General features: G+C 42.7%; 14 protein-coding genes. 6 read left to right on the top strand and 8 right to left on the bottom strand.

Translation table 11 applies throughout. From position 1 onward, the window contains the following. Positions 1-4: 4 nt before the first annotated feature. Complete coding sequence (locus D891_RS0102590) at positions 5-2,020, bottom strand: flagellar hook-length control protein FliK (protein ID WP_025209476.1); 2,016 nt, start codon at positions 2,018-2,020, stop codon at positions 5-7. Positions 2,021-2,084: 64 nt separating this feature from the next. On the opposite strand from D891_RS0102590, the gene D891_RS0102595 reads away from it, so the two are divergent. Next, complete coding sequence (locus D891_RS0102595; RefSeq protein ID WP_025209477.1) at positions 2,085-3,617, top strand: bifunctional ADP-dependent NAD(P)H-hydrate dehydratase/NAD(P)H-hydrate epimerase; 1,533 nt, start codon at positions 2,085-2,087, stop codon at positions 3,615-3,617. A 3-nt stretch (positions 3,618-3,620) separates the two neighbouring features. Here D891_RS0102595 and D891_RS0102600 read toward each other — a convergent pair whose 3' ends face one another. Genes D891_RS0102600 through D891_RS0102615 form a run of 4 tightly spaced genes read right to left on the bottom strand, consistent with a single transcriptional unit; the run spans position 3,621 to position 8,066 of the window. Beyond that, complete coding sequence (locus tag D891_RS0102600; RefSeq protein ID WP_025209478.1) at positions 3,621-4,907, bottom strand: diguanylate cyclase; 1,287 nt, start codon at positions 4,905-4,907, stop codon at positions 3,621-3,623. A gap of 2 nt (positions 4,908-4,909) precedes the next feature. After that, entirely contained in the window at positions 4,910-5,890 is a 981-nt protein-coding gene (gene hemB / locus D891_RS0102605) for a porphobilinogen synthase (protein ID WP_025209479.1), read from the bottom strand. Further along, entirely contained in the window at positions 5,887-6,954 is a 1,068-nt protein-coding gene (locus tag D891_RS0102610; RefSeq protein WP_025209480.1) for a glycosyltransferase, read from the bottom strand. Before D891_RS0102610 ends, hemB begins: the two co-directional genes overlap by 4 nt. Further along, positions 6,951-8,066, bottom strand: a complete 1,116-nt coding sequence (locus D891_RS0102615) for a polysaccharide deacetylase family protein (RefSeq protein WP_025209481.1) — start codon at positions 8,064-8,066, stop codon at positions 6,951-6,953. The genes D891_RS0102610 and D891_RS0102615 overlap by 4 nt, the downstream gene beginning before the upstream one ends. A gap of 100 nt (positions 8,067-8,166) precedes the next feature. Here D891_RS0102615 and ubiE point away from each other — a divergent pair, with 100 nt between their 5' ends. From ubiE to lysS, 5 genes are all read left to right on the top strand, one after another. Next, positions 8,167-8,850 carry a bifunctional demethylmenaquinone methyltransferase/2-methoxy-6-polyprenyl-1,4-benzoquinol methylase UbiE gene (gene ubiE, locus D891_RS0102620; protein ID WP_029951930.1) on the top strand — a complete coding sequence of 228 codons (684 nt, stop codon included), beginning with the start codon at positions 8,167-8,169 and terminating at the stop codon, positions 8,848-8,850. Between the two features lie 11 nt (positions 8,851-8,861). After that, entirely contained in the window at positions 8,862-9,077 is a 216-nt protein-coding gene (locus D891_RS0102625; RefSeq protein WP_025209483.1) for a hypothetical protein, read from the top strand. After that, entirely contained in the window at positions 9,055-9,381 is a 327-nt protein-coding gene (locus tag D891_RS0102630) for a type II toxin-antitoxin system PemK/MazF family toxin (RefSeq protein ID WP_025209484.1), read from the top strand. Before D891_RS0102625 ends, D891_RS0102630 begins: the two co-directional genes overlap by 23 nt. A gap of 13 nt (positions 9,382-9,394) precedes the next feature. Then, positions 9,395-10,475, top strand: a protein-coding gene (prfB, locus tag D891_RS0102640) for a peptide chain release factor 2 (RefSeq protein WP_198014773.1) whose coding sequence is annotated in 2 segments (ribosomal slippage) — positions 9,395-9,451 and positions 9,453-10,475 — 1,080 coding nt in all. Because the reading frame shifts where the segments join, the coding sequence is not laid out codon by codon here. Then, positions 10,472-11,983, top strand: coding sequence for a lysine--tRNA ligase (gene lysS / locus D891_RS0102645; RefSeq protein ID WP_029951932.1), 1,512 nt, complete (start codon positions 10,472-10,474; stop codon positions 11,981-11,983). The genes prfB and lysS overlap by 4 nt, the downstream gene beginning before the upstream one ends. Here lysS and D891_RS0102650 read toward each other — a convergent pair whose 3' ends face one another. From D891_RS0102650 to fbp, 3 genes are read right to left on the bottom strand one after another with little or no spacing between them, the layout of a single operon-like run. After that, entirely contained in the window at positions 11,984-13,420 is a 1,437-nt protein-coding gene (locus D891_RS0102650; protein ID WP_025209487.1) for a TrkH family potassium uptake protein, read from the bottom strand. Next, positions 13,421-14,755 carry a Trk system potassium transporter TrkA gene (gene trkA / locus D891_RS0102655; protein ID WP_025209488.1) on the bottom strand — a complete coding sequence of 445 codons (1,335 nt, stop codon included), beginning with the start codon at positions 14,753-14,755 and terminating at the stop codon, positions 13,421-13,423. Beyond that, positions 14,755-15,741 (bottom strand): class 1 fructose-bisphosphatase, encoded by a 987-nt coding sequence (fbp, locus tag D891_RS0102660; RefSeq protein ID WP_025209489.1) that lies wholly within the window; start codon positions 15,739-15,741, stop codon positions 14,755-14,757. The genes trkA and fbp overlap by 1 nt, the downstream gene beginning before the upstream one ends. Positions 15,742-16,137 lie beyond the last annotated feature (396 nt).

The raw sequence follows: 16,137 nt of genomic DNA on the forward strand, positions 1-16,137 counted from the left end.
CACCTCATGCGGTTATGTCCAGACCCTTCTTGATAGGATCCGGTTTTGTGTTTTTTATAAAATCCATCCCCTTTTCTTTGGCCTCAAACGGTGAATAGCTGGAGAAATTAAACTCCTGTTGGGAATTGTGATGCGTTTGTTGCCCAAAGCCTCCTGACCCGTTTGAGAATTGGTTGCTTAGGTTTTCGTTAAATGAGTTGTGGACATCTATGTTATTTATCTTTATGCCCTGCGATGTCAGATACTCTTTTAGGCTATCGATGTGGCTTGATATTGTTTTGTATATATTTTTGTCGTGCACCGTAATTGTTGCTGTTATGGACTTTGCTTTATCTAAAGCAACTTTTAGGTCTATCTTTCCTAATTGGGGTGGGTTTAGACTTATGCTTAGACTTCTTGTAAAGGGTGGTTTGTTCTTTATGATTTTGTCTATATGCTCTATGATCTTATCCATGGGGTATGCAACCTTGTTTGGTTGTGTGTTATCTTGATTTTGGTTGTTTGTTTGTTGAATGTGCGATACAAGCGTGGCCTGATTGTCCTGTTTTTCTGTTTTTGGGGTCTCTTTCGTATCTATCTCTTTATGCGAGTAAGCCTCTTTGCTATCTGGTTTTTCCTTGTGTTTTACCCTTTCGTTGATGGTTTTAACGGCTTCTTTCTTGCGTTCTGTTTTTGTTAGGTATTGATCCTTTTGCTGAGTCTGGTCTGTTTCTGCTAAATTCCTTGGGTTTACTTTTGTTGCTGTCTTGTTTTTGGTTTTCTGTGTCTTTGTTGGTTTTGCCTCTTTGTTGTTTGTTTTTAGCTGTTTTGTGTGAAGTGTGTATTGCTGGGCTTGTTTTTGTTGAACCTCTTTGTTGTCAGAGGTGTTTTCTGTATTATTCTTCTGTATTTCTTCTGTGAGTTTGTTTTTTGGTTGTGCGGCCTTGATTTTAGTTTTTTCTGTGCTTTGATCGATGGCATGTTGATAAGCTTTGGCTGTTTTTATTGTTTCTTTGGGGGGTTTATCCTCTTTTATCTTTATTGATGCTTTCTCTTTCTGTGTGTTTTTTGTCTGTTCTGTTCCGATTTTTGGTTTGTCCTCTGAAACCGTATGCTTTTCTGTATTTTCTTTTTTGTGTGTTTGCAGTTTTTGATGTAATTCTGCCAGAGCCGAGTTCTCCTTTGGATTTGGGCCATCGACCTTTATTGGGTTTTTCGATGAATCCACAGCTTTGTGCTGTTTTGGCTTTGTATTGGCAACACTGCTTTTATCCTGTTTGTCTGTGCGGATTTTTAGGCTATCTTCTTTTTGTTTGCTATCTGTGTTTGTTGGGTGTTTTTCATTCTCAATCCTTGGGTTTGTTTTTTTGATGGTGTTTGCAACCCTGTTATCCCCTGTTTTCTTGTCTTCTGTTTTTTGAGCTTCCCTCTCTATCTTTTGTTTTATGTCTGCTTTAGCAGAAATTATCTTGTTGGTGTTTGTTGTTTTATCTTGTGTTTTTTGTTCTTTGCTTTCTTTCTGTTTATTTAGTAAAACCTCAAGCTTTTTATCTTTAATGCCCTTAATTGATTCTTCTGTTTGTTTAGGTTTTGCTGTTGTATTTTTGCCGTCATGGTGTATTTTTGTGGCTATTTTTGCTGAATTTTCAGATTGATGATTTTGCAATTTGACCTTGGCTGTTATCTTTAGACCTTCCTTTGTTATTTTGTGTGTTGGCCTGTCTTGGTTGTCTGTGATTTTTACGGCTTTACCTTCCGTTTTATCTGTTTTTTTATCGCTTTTTTGGTCTTTGGGTTTTGTCTGAGAAACTGCTCCTATGGGTGTCTGTTCGCTGTCTTGTTCTTTTTTAACATGCTTTTCTTTTTTATCCTTTTCTTGTTTTTCTACTGTCGAGTTTGTTATTTCTTTTGTTGGTTTTTCTGTTTGCGATTTTATTGCGCTCTCCAGCGTGCTTTTGAAATCGCTCGATGTTTTCGTCTCTTTTTGGCTTGATGTTGCCTGCTTTGGTGCTATACTTTCAATTAAAGCTACTTTTAGCATCTTTCACCTCGCACTCTTGTGCTGGGGATTAGTTAGCAAAAAATGTTCCTTTAGGAGGTTTAAAATGAAGCTATCCACCGCTGCTCAAATGAGGGAGATGGATAAGAAGGCCATCGAAGCCGGCATACCGGACATAGTTCTAATGGAGAACGCCTCCATTAAGTCTTTCTATAAGATATTGGATTATTACGGCAGCGTTGAGGGCTCCTTGGCTGTTGTCTTTGTTGGTGCGGGCAACAACGGCGGTGATGCTTTGGCTATCTCAAGGCATCTTTACAACAACGGCGCCAATGTGTTTGTTTATATGTTGATTGATGAGGCAAAGCTCAACCCATCACCCAAAACCAACTTTGAGATAATAAAAAACATGGGGATAGAATTTAGGTTTGTTCAGAATGAGGATGATTTCAACGAGGAACTCATAAGAGAGTGCGATATAATCATAGACGGCATATTTGGAACAGGCTTATCCCGAGCGGTTGAGGGCAGGTTTAAAAGGGCTATTGAACTAATAAATTCCTCACCTGCATTTATCGTTAGCGTTGATATTCCAAGTGGTATAAAGGCCGATACAGGCGAGGTTATGGGTATAGCCGTTGAGGCCGATCTGACCCCGACTTTTGCTTTGGCAAAACCGGGCCATTTTTTATATCCGGGCAGGGCGTATGCAGGCGATGTTGAAGTTGTGGATATATCGACACCAAGGCATGTGATAGATGAATTTGAACCGAATTTCCTTGCTCTAAATAGTGATGAGATATACTTGGACTTTAGAAGCCCAACTTCACACAAGGGCGATTTTGGTCATTTGGCCATAGTCGGCGGTTCTATAGGTAAATCCGGTGCGGTGATTATGGCCTCTAAGGCTGCATTAAAAACAGGCGTTGGCCTTGTGAGTGCCGTTGTGCCAAAATCCATAAACACGGCCTTTGAATCAAGACTCCTTGAGGCCATGAGCTATCCTGTTGATGATGAGTCTGGCTTTTTCTCAATCGACTCCATAGACAGCGTTGTTGAATTTGTATCAGATAAATCGGCTATCTGCTTCGGTATGGGTCTTGGCATAACCGACTCGACCAAAAAGCTAACGGAGGAGTTGCTCCAGATCAACAAACCTATGATAATAGATGCAGAGGGCTTAAACTGTCTGTCCTTCTGTGTCGATAAGCTAAAGAGCAGAAAGGCCCCGACCATACTAACCCCGCATCCCAAGGAGTTTTCACGCCTAAGGGGCATTCAGACAAAGGATGTGCTTAAAGATAGGCTGAATTTGGCTGTTGAGTTTGCCAAGGAATACGGTGTCTATCTTGTTTTGAAGATGGCAGACACACTGATTGCAACACCAGACGGTAAGCTCTATATCAACACAACCGGCAATCAGGGTCTTGCAACAGGCGGCAGCGGCGATGTATTAGGTGGCATGATTGGCGCCTTTTTAGCAGAAGGTTACGATGCACTGCAGGCAGCCCTAAACGGTGTTTATCTGCACGGTTTGGCAGCCGATTTAGCTGTTGATAGTGGCATAACCTATGAAAGCCTAACGCCTTCAGATGTTATAGACCACATAAATCAAGCCATAAGAACGATGAGGGAATGACCCTTAGCAGGCCGAAATGGAACCATCACTAAAAAAGCTTCTGTTTCGGCCTGCCTCTTTGGCCTTATACAGGGCATCATCGGCCCTCTTTATGAGGCTATTTATATCATCTTTCTCCTTTAACGATGAAACGCCTATCGAGATGGTTATGCGTATTTGACTGCCCTCTATGTCTATTGTTGTCTTTTCTGTTGCCTCTCTTATCTTTTCTGCCACACCGCAGGCATCCTTTAGGGATGTATCTATCAGGAGAACGGAAAATTCCTCCCCGCCAAACCTGCAGGCAATATCGGTTTTCCTGATGTTTGCCCTTATGATATTGGCAAGTTCCTTTAAAACCTCGTCGCCTGTCTGGTGTCCATAGGTGTCGTTAACCACTTTAAATTTGTCTATGTCTATCATTAAAAACGATAGCTCTTCGTTGTTTCTCCTGCTTAACTCTATGTGGTGTTTTAGGAATCTAAACATCAGCCTGCGGTTATACAGCTTTGTTAGAAAATCCAGCTCGGCTTCCTCTTTCAGCTGCTCAACGAGTTTTCCCCTGTGTATGTTGGCCTTGATTCTTGCATAGAACTCCACCATCGAGTATGGTTTTGTAAGGAAATCGTCAACCCCGCTCTCGAATGCCTTTTTCATTGTTTCTATGCCTTCTTCTCCCTTTGTTGCCGTGATGCCTATTATGGGGATCCAGCTAAACCTCGAATCGTCTTTTAGGGCTTTGGCCACCTCAAACCCGCTTGCCCCGGGCAGATTGATGTCCAACAGTATCGTGTCAACCTTAACCCCTTCAAGCAAAAGCCTTAAGGCCTCCTCACCGCTGTATGCGCTTATGGGCAGTATGCTCTTTTCCTTTAGCTGATGGGATATGGTTTTATTCTGAAGCTTCGAATCCTCAACCACCAAAACCCTTCCTGTGGAGAATCCGTCGGATTTGAAAAATACCTTTATGTAATCGTAAAGCTCACCCTGTTTAAACGGTTTTTTTAGGTAATCGAAGGCTCCAAGATCGAATGCCTGATTCTTAAAATAGTCCCCATCGCTGGCTGTAAGCATAACCACAGGCAGATCTATGAGCCCTAATTCGCCTTTTATCTTTTTGATTAGCTCCCAGCCGTCCATATTCGGCATCTCACCGTCTATTATTGCAAAATCGAAGTTTGGATCCTCTTTAAGGTGTCTGTATGCCTCCTCACCGTCTGAGAAGATCATAACCTCAAATGAGCTTTCGAGTTCCCTTTTGACCATTTTCTGTATGAAAGAGCTGTCATCACAAACCAGTATTCTCTTCATTGTTAACCTCCGAGTATCTTTGCTATGTCTTTTGCAAAGTATGTGATTATGATGTCTGCGCCGGCTCTTTTAATCGCCGTTAGTATTTCGACCATTATGGCCCTTTCATCGATCCAGCCCATTTGACTGGCTGCCTTTACCATCGAATACTCACCACTCACATTGTAGGCAGCAAGGGGTATATAAGGGAACTGATCTTTTGCCATTCTGATCACATCCAAATACGCTAAAGCCGGTTTGACCATCAAAAAGTCGGCGCCTTCCTCTATATCAAGCATCATCTCCTTAATTGCCTCGTTTGCATTTCTAAAGTCCATCTGGTAAGACTTTCTATCACCAAAGGCGGGTGCAGACTCTGCCGCATCCCTAAAAGGTCCATAAAAGTTCGATGAGTATTTCGCAGAGTACGACATAATTGCTACATCCTCAAAACCGTTTTCGTCCAGCGATTTCCGTATTGCTTTGACCATGCCGTCCATCATGCCGCTTGGCGCTATGATATCTGCACCCATCTTGGCGTAAACATAGGCCTCTTTTTTCAATAGCTCAAGTGTCGCATGGTTCAGCACATTGCCGTTTTTGTCTAAAACACCACAGTGGCCGTGGGATGTGTACTCACACAGGCAGGCATCGGCTATAACGATTAGCTCGGGTAAGTTGGATTTTATCTTTTGTATTGCCCTTGCGATGATGCCATCCTCTGCGTAGGCCTCACTGCCCATCTCATCCTTTTTCTCTGGTATACCAAAGAGGATTATTGACCTTATTCCCAAGTTAAATACTTCTTTTGCCTCCTCAATCGCATGTTCTAAGGACAATTGATATATGCCCGGCATCGATTTGACGGGGTTTTTGATGTCTTTGCCCTCGATTACGAATATGGGATAGACAAAATCGTCGATGGATAGTGTGGTTTCTGCCACCATATCCCTTATTATTTGATTTCTCCTCAACCTTCTTGGTCTTACTGTTGGAAAGTTCATCGCTTTACCTCCATCAACTGCTCATACAATTCTACATATTTTTCAACCATTTTATCAACGGAAAAATTTTCTTTGACCAATTTATATGCGTTCTCTATGATTTTTTCTCCCAAATCCCTATCGTCAAGCACGATTTCTATAGCTTCTGCCAGATCTTCAGGCCTGTTTCTTTCAACCAGAATCCCTGTTTCCCTATTAAACACAGCCTCGCTCAAGCCACCCGCATCCGTTGATACAACAGGCACTTTTAACAGCATGGCATTCAAGACCGCCCCGCTTAAACCCTCATAGTCGGATGGCAATACAAACAGATCAAACGCCTTTATGTAATTCTCTATGTCCTTTTTAAAGCCCATAAACCTAAATCTGTTCTCTAAACCCTTCCTTTTTACCAAGCCTTCAAGCTTTTCCCTTAAGTGCCCCTCACCCAAAACCAGAAACACAATATCCTTGCGCTTTCTTAAGATGATCTCGGCTGCACTTATAAGATTGGGTATGTTTTTTTGCTCCGTCAATGCCGTTGCCGTTCCTATGATTGTTGAGTGTTTAAACTGTCCTTTAATAGATTCAACCTTTTCTAAATCAACGCTTTCTTCCAACAGTGGGTTTGTTGCAGAGTGTATCACTTCAAATTCTTCAATGCCTATTGTGTGTCTTAAGACCTCACAGACATATCGAGCAACACAGGCGATTTTATCCGTGTTTCTGTATTTGAATTTTGTGATTGGGTCTTTTTTGGGTTTGTAATCGACACGGCGCGTGTAGATCAGGGGCTTTTTGTTGTGTACTTTTGAGAATGCGCAGATTGTATGGGCATGTGAGGCATGGGCATGTATGATGTCAAAATTTTTGCCTATCCTTGCAACCTCTAAGATGTTTTTAAGCCTGTTTCTGCTAAGTTTAATTGTTTTTATGCCGTTTTCTAAACACCTTGAGTAAAGCTCATCCTCTATACATGCAACCGCCGTTTCAATGCCCCTATTTTTTAATCCAACGGCAAGCCACAACAACTGCTGCTCACCGCCTCTAAACCCCCTTTGCGTATCCACATGGAGTATTCTCATATCTTCCTATAAACCGCCCCGTAGGCCTTCGATAGGAGCTTGTTTGAATACAGCCTTACCCGTGATTTGAACCAGTCTAAATCCTTCTTCCATACACCGAAACGCTTGATCTCAAGGGGTGAATCGCCTGGTGAGTTTGACCCCCGTTTTGTTGTGAATAGGTATTTAAAGCCCACCTCTTTGGCTATCTCCAACGACAGTGGCGTGTATGCCCCCCAGGGCCACGAGAATGCCTCGCAGATCTTCCTTACCTCATACCCAACTTCACCCTTTGCCACCTCAAGCTCAGTCTTTATTCTTCTTCTTTGTTCTTCTTCTGATTCAAACTCTCCTATTTTTTCACTCCCCTTTTCCTTTTTGTAATCCTCGACAATCTTAAAAAGTTCATCCCTCCATGATGGTTTTTTGAAGAACCTTATAAACCCGTTGTCTATGACATGCTTGTATAATCTGTTTCTTAATTCCTCATCGGCGGTAAACTCCCTGGCGGCAAGCTCGGGTTTTCTTTCAAAATCCGGCGTTCCAAAGCGTTCATCGCCCCTTATCATTGTCCAGGCCGATAGCCTATCCCTTGGATGGTTGAAGTCTATAATGTTGTCTGAGGCGTATATCTTTCTATGGGTTTTGCTGTGGGGCTGTATGTCTATGATGCCGCTTCGCTCCATCTCCCTTACCTCTTCCCAGCATAGCCTCCTCACAGTTTTTATCTTGTATCCATGCTCTATAGAATAGGTCGATGAGCAGTTTGGGATGTTTTCCTTTTTTATCTTACCGTTCCAGTAATCCTCAAGGTTGAAGCCGCAATACTCATCCTCCTCGATTGTCCATGTAACGATAAAGGCCATAGCCTGAAAGCCGTATTTTTTAAGTAAGGGATAGGCGTACACCCATGTATCCAGATACCCGTCATCAAAGGTTATCAAAACGGCCTTATCCTTCCAGCTCTTCTTTCCGTCAATCAAATACTGGCCGAGTTGCTCCTTTGTAATACCCTCATACCCCTCGCTTTTTAAAAACTTCAAGTGTTCCTCAAACAGCTCGGGTGGTATCGAAAGCACATCGTCATCGTAATTTATGTGGTGATAAAGCAAAACCGGAATGCTTGTTTGCATACCCATACCTCCCCGTTAGTTCTTGTTTTTTTATACTATTTTTTTTGAAGGATTGCTATTTTTCTTGCTTTGTTTTGTTATTTTTGTTAGAAACTCTAACATGTTAAGTGCGAAGAACAGAGAGATTGCCTCCATGTTTTCGTCCATAGCACCCACCTACGACCTCTTAAACCACCTGTTGAGCTTTAACATAGATAAGATGTGGCGCAAAAAGGCCGTCTCGTTGCTTGAGGGTAGCCTGTTTTTGGATGTTGCCACAGGCACAGGCGATGTTGCTATTCAGATTACAAAAGACAAGAAGGATTCAAGGGTTGTTGGGGTGGATTTGAGCCTAAATATGCTAAAGGTCGGGAAAAAGAAGACCAAAAACAGGAATATAGAGCTTGTATGTGCACCTGCAGAGCATCTACCTTTTAAGGATAATACCTTCGATGGGGCTATCATAGCCTTTGGCATAAGGAATGTGGTTGATAGGGTGTCTGCCCTGTTTGAGTTTAAAAGGGTTCTAAAAAGCGGGGGCAGGCTGGTTATATTGGAGTTTAATACGCCGACCAATAGGGTTTTTGGCAAGCTGTATGAGTTTTACTCCTTTACTGTTATGCCTTTTTTGGGTAAAATAATCTCGGGCAATCCAGATGCCTACACCTATTTGCCCAATTCTATCAGGCGGTTTCCCGATGTTGAGTTCTTAAAGGGTATGATGGAGAGGGTGGGTTTTGTTGATGTTGACTATTTTGCCTTAACCTTTGGAGTCTCCTTCATACACACGGGCGTTAAGCCTTAAAAAGGGGTGCCATGAAAAAGAGTATAGAGTGTAAGATTGGGTTTCATTTTTGCGGAACTCAACAGGAGAAGGAGGCCTTTGTTTATAAGCTAAAACAACTCGGTGGTGGGGCTGAGATCGTCATAAACGAGGATAACAACTGCTGGGATGTTATCGTGTATAACAGGTTCTTTTACGATAAGGAGCAAGAAGAAGACTGTTTAAATGACGAGATACTCCTTCGGTGATATTGTTATCATAGGCTTCCCGTTTACCAATATGAATAACGCCGTTATGCGGCCTGCCATGGTGCTTGTTGATATAGGGGATGAGGATGTCATAGTCTGCAAGATTACATCGCAGAAAAGGGATATTGAGACCGACCTTTACATAAGCAATTGGCAAAAGAAGGGGCTTCTGAGGGAAAGCTATGTTAGACTATCCAAGATAGCTACCCTGAATAGAAAGGATATAAAGAAGAAGATGAGCCGTTTAGACGACAGGGATATAAAAAACGCCAAACAGATATTGAAGAAGCTATTTGAACTGTGAGGAGGTGCGCAAGATGAAAGATGAGATCGTTCAGCTTGCCGATAAAATAAACAAGATAAAGGAGTATCTTTGACCCTCCAAAGAGGGAAGAGGAGTTAAAAGAGATACAGAAGCAACTTGAGGATAGCTCTGTCTGGAATAACTATGAGCTTCTGCAGAGCCTAAAGAGAAAGCAGAGTTCCATAGAACAGAAGCTAAAGATGATAAAGGAATTAGAAGACGATGTTAATACGCTATTGGAGTTGAGTGATTTTATTGAGGATGATGAGGAATACAAAAGGGAGTTGGAGAACAACCTAAAGGATTTGAAGGAGAGGGTTGAAAAGGCAGAAACCGAAACCTTCTTAAGCGGTGAGCATGATTTTAGCAATGCTATAGTAACGATACATTCAGGTGCAGGCGGAACCGAATCGTGCGATTGGGTTTCTATGTTGTTCAGGATGTATTCTATGTGGTGTGATAATAACGGCTATGAGATAGAGATAATGGATCTGCAGCCGGGCGATGAGGCGGGCTATAAATCCATCACCTTTCTTGTGAATGGTGAGAAGGCTTATGGATATTTGAAGAACGAAAACGGTGTCCACAGGCTTGTCAGGATTTCGCCGTTTGATGCCAACAAGCGCAGGCACACCAGCTTTGCCTCTGTTTCTGTTCTGCCTGAGATAGAAGACGATACGGAGATAGAGATAGACCCAAAGGATTTGAAGATAGATACATTCAGGGCATCGGGGGCTGGCGGTCAGCATGTTAATAAGACCGATTCTGCCATCAGGATAACTCACATACCCACGGGCATTGTGGTAAGCTGTCAGAATGAGAGGAGTCAGCATAAAAACAAGGCGTTTGCCTTGAAAATTCTTAAGGCTAAGCTATATCAATTAGAACAGGAGAAGAAGAAAAAAGAGCTTGAAAGGTTGGAGGGTGAAAAGAAAAAGATAGAGTGGGGCAGTCAAATACGCTCCTATGTTTTGCATCCGTATAAGATGGTCAAGGATCACAGAACAGGCGTTGAAAAAAAGGATGTTGCCGCTTTGGCGGTTTTAAACGGAGAAATAGATGAGTTTATAAGGGAGGCGTTGAAGAGGTTATGAGTGATAAGGTTAATATTCAAGAGGCTGAGAATAAGCTTATAGCAAGAAGGATAGAAAAGCTGAATCAACTAAAGGAAGAAGGCATTGATCCGTATTTTAACGGGTTTGAGCCCGACAGCTTTGCTTCTGATCTGCACGATGAGTTTGACGATAAGGATAAGGATGAGCTTGAAGGGCTGAATAAGCAGGTTAGGGTTGCAGGCAGGATCATGGCTTACCGCAGCTTTGGTAAGGCCGGCTTCTTAAAGCTTAAGGATTTCACAGGCATCATACAGGTTTATGCCGAGAAGAAGAGCCTATCTGAGGATGACTTTAAGCTTTACAAAAAGCTCGATATAGGAGACATCATAGGCGTTGAGGGTGTGCTATTTAAGACAAAAACCGGCGAATTGACGGTTAAGGCACAAAAGATCGTTATGCTTACAAAATCCCTAAGGCCACTGCCAGAGAAGTGGCACGGTCTGAAGGATAAAGAGCTTAGATACAGGCAGAGATATTTGGATCTTATAGTAAATGATCAGACGAAGCAGACCGTAATAAAGCGGGCTAAGATCATAAGCGCCATCAGGGAATTTATGATAAAGAACAGGTTTATTGAGGTTGAGACCCCTATGCTGCACAAACTCGTTACAGGTGCAGCGGCAAAACCGTTTATAACGCACCTCAATGCCCTCGATATGACGCTATATCTTAGGATTGCACCGGAGCTTTACCTCAAGAGGCTGGTTGTCGGTGGCCTTGAGCGCATATTCGAGATAAACAGGAACTTCAGGAACGAGGGTATGGATCTAAAGCACAATCCAGAGTTTACAATGATGGAGTTTTATATTGCATACAAGGATTACAACTTCTTGATGGATTTCACAGAGGAGTTGTTTGAACATGTCTTAAACAGCCTGGGTATAGAGGATAAAAAGGTGGAGTTTGATGGCAACACGATAGACTTCTCTCGCCCCTGGAGGAGACTCGATTTTTATGAGGGTCTTAAAGAGATAGCCGGTGTGGGCGATGATATATTAAACGACAAGAAAAAGGCATTGGAGTATGCGCTGAAGCTTGAAAAGAAGGTGGATGAGAGCTTTAGCCATGAAAAGATATTGGCTGAGATATTCGATGCCCTTGTTGAGCCTAAACTCATAAACCCGACATTTGTTGTTGGATACCCCGTGGCGATAAGTCCGCTTGCAAAGAGAAACAGGGATAATCCGAATATTACCGATAGGTTTGAGCTTTATATAGGTGCGATGGAGATAGCAAATGCCTTTAGTGAGCTGAACGATCCGTTTGACCAGAGGGAGAGGTTTTTGAATCAGCTTGAGGAGAGAAAGAGGGGTGATGAGGAGGCCTCTATGTATGATGAGGATTACATCAGGGCGCTTGAGTATGGATTGCCTCCAACAGCGGGTGAGGGCATAGGCATAGATAGGCTTGTTATGCTCCTGACGGGCAATAGCTCGATAAGGGATGTTATACTCTTTCCGCTGATGAGGGATAAGAAAGAGGATTGATCACTTCTTCCAGAATGCCGGGGTGAACAAAACAAAAACGGTATATATCTCCAACCTGCCAGATAGCATTGCAAAACTCAGAACCCACTTGGCCGGGCTTGGCAACCAGGCATAGTTATCGGTTGGGCCAATGCCACCAAAGCCCGGGCCAATATTACCCAATGTTGCAGCCGAGGCTGAAAGAGAGGTTAGAAGATCAACGCCAAATACCGAAACCAATAAGGCGACAACAAAGAATGTGGCTATGTATAAGAAAAAGAATCCGGCTATTGAATAGACTATGTTTTTCCTGATTGTTTGACCGTTTATGGTTAGACTGAATACACCCTTTGGATGGATGTTGTATTTTAGCTCGTTTACTGCCTGTTTTAGGAGCGTGTAAATCCTTATAACTTTAATGCTTCCACCCGTTGAGCCTGCACATCCGCCAATGAACATCAAAATGAACAGTATGACTTTAGAGAGCGAGTGCCACTTCTCATAGTCGGCTGTGGCATAACCGGTTGTTGTTATGATTGATACAACCTGAAAGGCACTAAACCTTAAGGAGTTTAAGAAATCTTTGTATGTAGCCAGATTATCTAAGCTGACCAGGAGTATTGCTATAATAACTATAGCCGAATAGGCCAAAAACTCCTCATCCTTTAAAGAAGAAAACCTGCCGGTTATGACCTTGAAGTGTATGGAGAAGTTTGCTCCAGCTATGAACATAAACAGGGTTATGACCCAATCTATATAAGCGGAGTGAAAATAGGCAACAGAGCTGTTTTTGGGTGAGAAGCCGCCTGTGGCCATTGTGCCAAATGTGTGGGTTAGTGCATCAAAAAGATCCATGCCGCCGATGAGAAGAAGGATTGTCTCTATGCCGCTAAGCAATATGTATGCAAACCAGAGGTATTTGGCTGTTTCTGTTATGCGTGGCGAGATCTTCTCCACACTTGGGCCTGGGGCTTCGGCCTTTATGAGTTTTATTCCTCCAATGCCCAGCATGGGCAGTATGGCAACGGCTAAAACGACTATACCCATTCCGCCAAGCCAGTGCGTCAAGGAGCGCCAGAATAGAAGGGATTTGGGCATGGCTTCGATATCTTTTAGTATCGAGGCCCCGGTCGTTGTAAAGCCGGACATGGTTTCAAAGAATGCATCCGTAAAGCTTAGATTGCCTATGATTACATAGGGGATGCTCCCAAATATAGACACCACAACCCAGCTTAATACGACCAGTATAAAGCCCTCTTTTCTTGATAGACTCCTGGGTGGGTTTCTTGTTAGAACAAATCCAAACAGCCCAACGGACACATTAAGCAGTATGGTAATGATAAACCCGGTGCTTGCGCCGTCTTTGTAATAAAACGAGAAAGCCAAAGGCACAATTAGAAAAAGAGCGGTGATAATCAACAGTATGCTTATGAATCTGCCAATGAGCTTAAGTTTCATCTATATTATCTGTTCTATCTGCGGAATATGCTCCTTCTTGGTAAATATAACAGCCCTGTCATTCTCCTTAATTACGAAGCTTCCGTCTGGTATGATGTTTTTGTTTTGCCTGTTTATTGCCACTATCAGGCTGCCCTTGGGCAGGTCGAGATCCTTCAATGCCCTGTTTTTTATCCTTGAGTTGGGAGAGACGATGAATTCAAGCGCCTCAGCCTCGCCACCAAATATCGAATAGACCCCCACAATCTTGCCTTTCCTTATAAATCGTAAGATGCTGTTTACCGTGGCAAGCTTCGGGCTTATTACTATGTCTATGTTGAGTTTGTTGGACATGGCTATGTAATTTGCCTTATCGGCCAATGCTATCGATCGCTTGACCCCGAGGTTTTTTGCATATATGGCCGATAGCAGGTTTACCTCCTCATTATCCGTTGCGGTTATAACCACATCGAATTCCCCTATGTTTTCCTCTTCAAACAGTTCTGCATCGTCTGCATCACCGTGGATTACCGTGGCTTTTTTACAGATGCTTGCCACCTTCTTGCACCGTTCATAATCCTTATCTATCAATTTTATGTTTCTTTTTCTGCCAGAAAGCCCCTTGGCTATGGTTAAGCCTATGTTGCCCGCACCGAATATGGCTATATCCCTTATTCTGATTTTGGTTTTGCCTGCAAGTTCAACTATGTCGTTTATCGTGTCGCTTTTTGCCACAACATAGAGATAATCCCCTTCCTTTACCCTATCAAAACCGCTGGGTATTATAAGCTGACCTTCTTCCCTCTTTATGGCCGATATTATGAAGTTTCTGTTGATTTTGGCCTTGATCTCTGAGATGGTTTTGTTTCTGAAGGGTGATTCCTCGTCAATGTGTATGCCCCTCATCTGTATGTCTATGTCGAATGTTATAACATCGGTCGATGCACCTAAGTTTACCGTGTTGATAATGGTTTTTGCCGCCTCAATCTCTGGATTTATGACAAAATCTATGCCTATGTTTTTGAATGATGAGAAGCTCTGGGTGTATTGAATGTTCCTGAGCCTGACTATTTTCTTCTCTATATTGAAGTTGTTGGCTGCCACAAAGCAGGAAACCATGTTGACCTCATCCGAATCGGTGACGGCTATGAACATGTCTGCTTTGTCGCAGCCTGCTTCTTTTAACACATTGACATCGGTTGCCTCACCTTGAACGACAAGGCAATCCAACCTCTCACTGGCAAAGTTGGCCTTATCAACATCCTTTTCTATGATGGATACATCCTTTTTCTCCTCGCTTAAATGCTTTGCTATGTGGAAACCAACCCCACCAGCACCGGCTATTACTATGTTCATTAGCCGTATTTTTCCTTAAACTCTAAATACTTTTCGACCTCGTATTTTGAGCCGATGATCAATGGCACCCTTTGATGCAGGCTCTGGGGTTTAATGTCTAAGATTCTCTGTTTGCCGTCTGTTGCCATTCCGCCTGCGTTTTCTATGATAAAGGCCATTGGGTTTGCCTCATAAACCAGCCTGAGTTTGCCGTTTTTGTTCTTTGAGTCCTCAGGATATAAAAATACACCGCCCTTTAGGAGGTTTCTGTGAAAATCGGCAACGAGTGAGCCTATCCATCTGAGCGTGTATTGCCTGTCTGGGTGTTGCTTTATGAAGTTTACATACTCTTGAATGCCCTTTGGCCATCTAAAGTAGTTCGATTCGTTGATGCTGTAAATCTTGCCGTATTCGGGTATCTTTATATTTGGGTGTGAAAGCAGAAACTCACCTATACTTGGGTCAAGTGTAAAGCCGTTTACGCCCTGTCCGGTTGTATAGACAAACATAGTGCTTGAACCGTAAATAACATAGCCTGAACAGACGAGGTTCTTACCGCACTGAAGCAGCGATTTTTCACAGTCCTCATCCTCTAAGCGCTTATATATACCGAATATTGTACCTATGCTTACATTTACATCGATATTGCTTGAGCCATCAAGCGGATCAAAGACAACGGCGTATTTGCCCTCCAGGCTCTTATCGCTGACAGGCAGCATCTCCTCTATCTCCTCAGATGCCATTGCGCAAACCTTACCCGTTGGGTCTAAGGCCTTTACCATCTGCTCGTTTGAATATACATCCAATTTCTGTTGCGTCTCACCGTGCACATTTTTGCTTTCAATACTGCCCAGGATATTCACCAGGCCGGCCTTGTTTACCTCTCTTGAGATTATTTTAGCGGCAAAGGCAATCTGCTCCAAAATCAGGGTAAAGTCACCAACGGCTTCGGGGTATTTTCTCTGCTCCTCCAAGATAAATCTGCTTAAGCTTACAGCCTCAGACATACCTCGCCTCCTTAAGAGTTTGTCCTTAAATGTTATCAAAGGTTATATGGCAATACAAATAAAAAAAGGAGTGTGGGCCTCTCTTGCGAAGCGGGTCTTAATTTGAGCGGACACATTGGAGGGCAAAAAGAGAGGAAATTGAAGAGATGTGCGAACCCTTGCGGGTTCTTCTTGCAGGAAGGCTACCACCCCCACACTCGGCAGGTAAGTTTAATAAAAAGAACACAGAAGTCAAGTAAAATCGTCAAAAAAATTGCAAAAAAATTTTCTTTTTTTACCCAAAGCCCATAATCGCATATTTTTTGATATAAAAAATTTTACTTTTTTTCTCGGTTTTCTGAATATGGTTAAAGGAATTTCAATATACAGGAACAAAAAAGGGCAAAATGAAATTAT

Origin of the sequence: Hippea sp. KM1 (genome assembly GCF_000526195.1) — a bacterium.
Classification (GTDB): Bacteria; Campylobacterota_A; Desulfurellia; order Desulfurellales; family Hippeaceae; genus Hippea.

Excerpts from the sequence above, each read along its gene's own strand:
- D891_RS0102590 (WP_025209476.1), bottom strand. The coding sequence starts at position 2,020 with ATGCTAAAAGTAGCTTTAATTGAAAGTATAGCACCAAAGCAGGCAACA.
- D891_RS0102595 (WP_025209477.1), top strand. The coding sequence starts at position 2,085 with ATGAAGCTATCCACCGCTGCTCAAATGAGGGAGATGGATAAGAAGGCC.
- D891_RS0102600 (WP_025209478.1), bottom strand. The coding sequence starts at position 4,907 with ATGAAGAGAATACTGGTTTGTGATGACAGCTCTTTCATACAGAAAATG.
- hemB (WP_025209479.1), bottom strand. The coding sequence starts at position 5,890 with ATGAACTTTCCAACAGTAAGACCAAGAAGGTTGAGGAGAAATCAAATA.
- D891_RS0102610 (WP_025209480.1), bottom strand. The coding sequence starts at position 6,954 with ATGAGAATACTCCATGTGGATACGCAAAGGGGGTTTAGAGGCGGTGAG.
- D891_RS0102615 (WP_025209481.1), bottom strand. The coding sequence starts at position 8,066 with ATGCAAACAAGCATTCCGGTTTTGCTTTATCACCACATAAATTACGAT.
- ubiE (WP_029951930.1), top strand. The coding sequence starts at position 8,167 with ATGTTAAGTGCGAAGAACAGAGAGATTGCCTCCATGTTTTCGTCCATA.
- D891_RS0102625 (WP_025209483.1), top strand. The coding sequence starts at position 8,862 with ATGAAAAAGAGTATAGAGTGTAAGATTGGGTTTCATTTTTGCGGAACT.
- D891_RS0102630 (WP_025209484.1), top strand. The coding sequence starts at position 9,055 with ATGACGAGATACTCCTTCGGTGATATTGTTATCATAGGCTTCCCGTTT.
- lysS (WP_029951932.1), top strand. The coding sequence starts at position 10,472 with ATGAGTGATAAGGTTAATATTCAAGAGGCTGAGAATAAGCTTATAGCA.
- D891_RS0102650 (WP_025209487.1), bottom strand. The coding sequence starts at position 13,420 with ATGAAACTTAAGCTCATTGGCAGATTCATAAGCATACTGTTGATTATC.
- trkA (WP_025209488.1), bottom strand. The coding sequence starts at position 14,755 with ATGAACATAGTAATAGCCGGTGCTGGTGGGGTTGGTTTCCACATAGCA.
- fbp (WP_025209489.1), bottom strand. The coding sequence starts at position 15,741 with ATGTCTGAGGCTGTAAGCTTAAGCAGATTTATCTTGGAGGAGCAGAGA.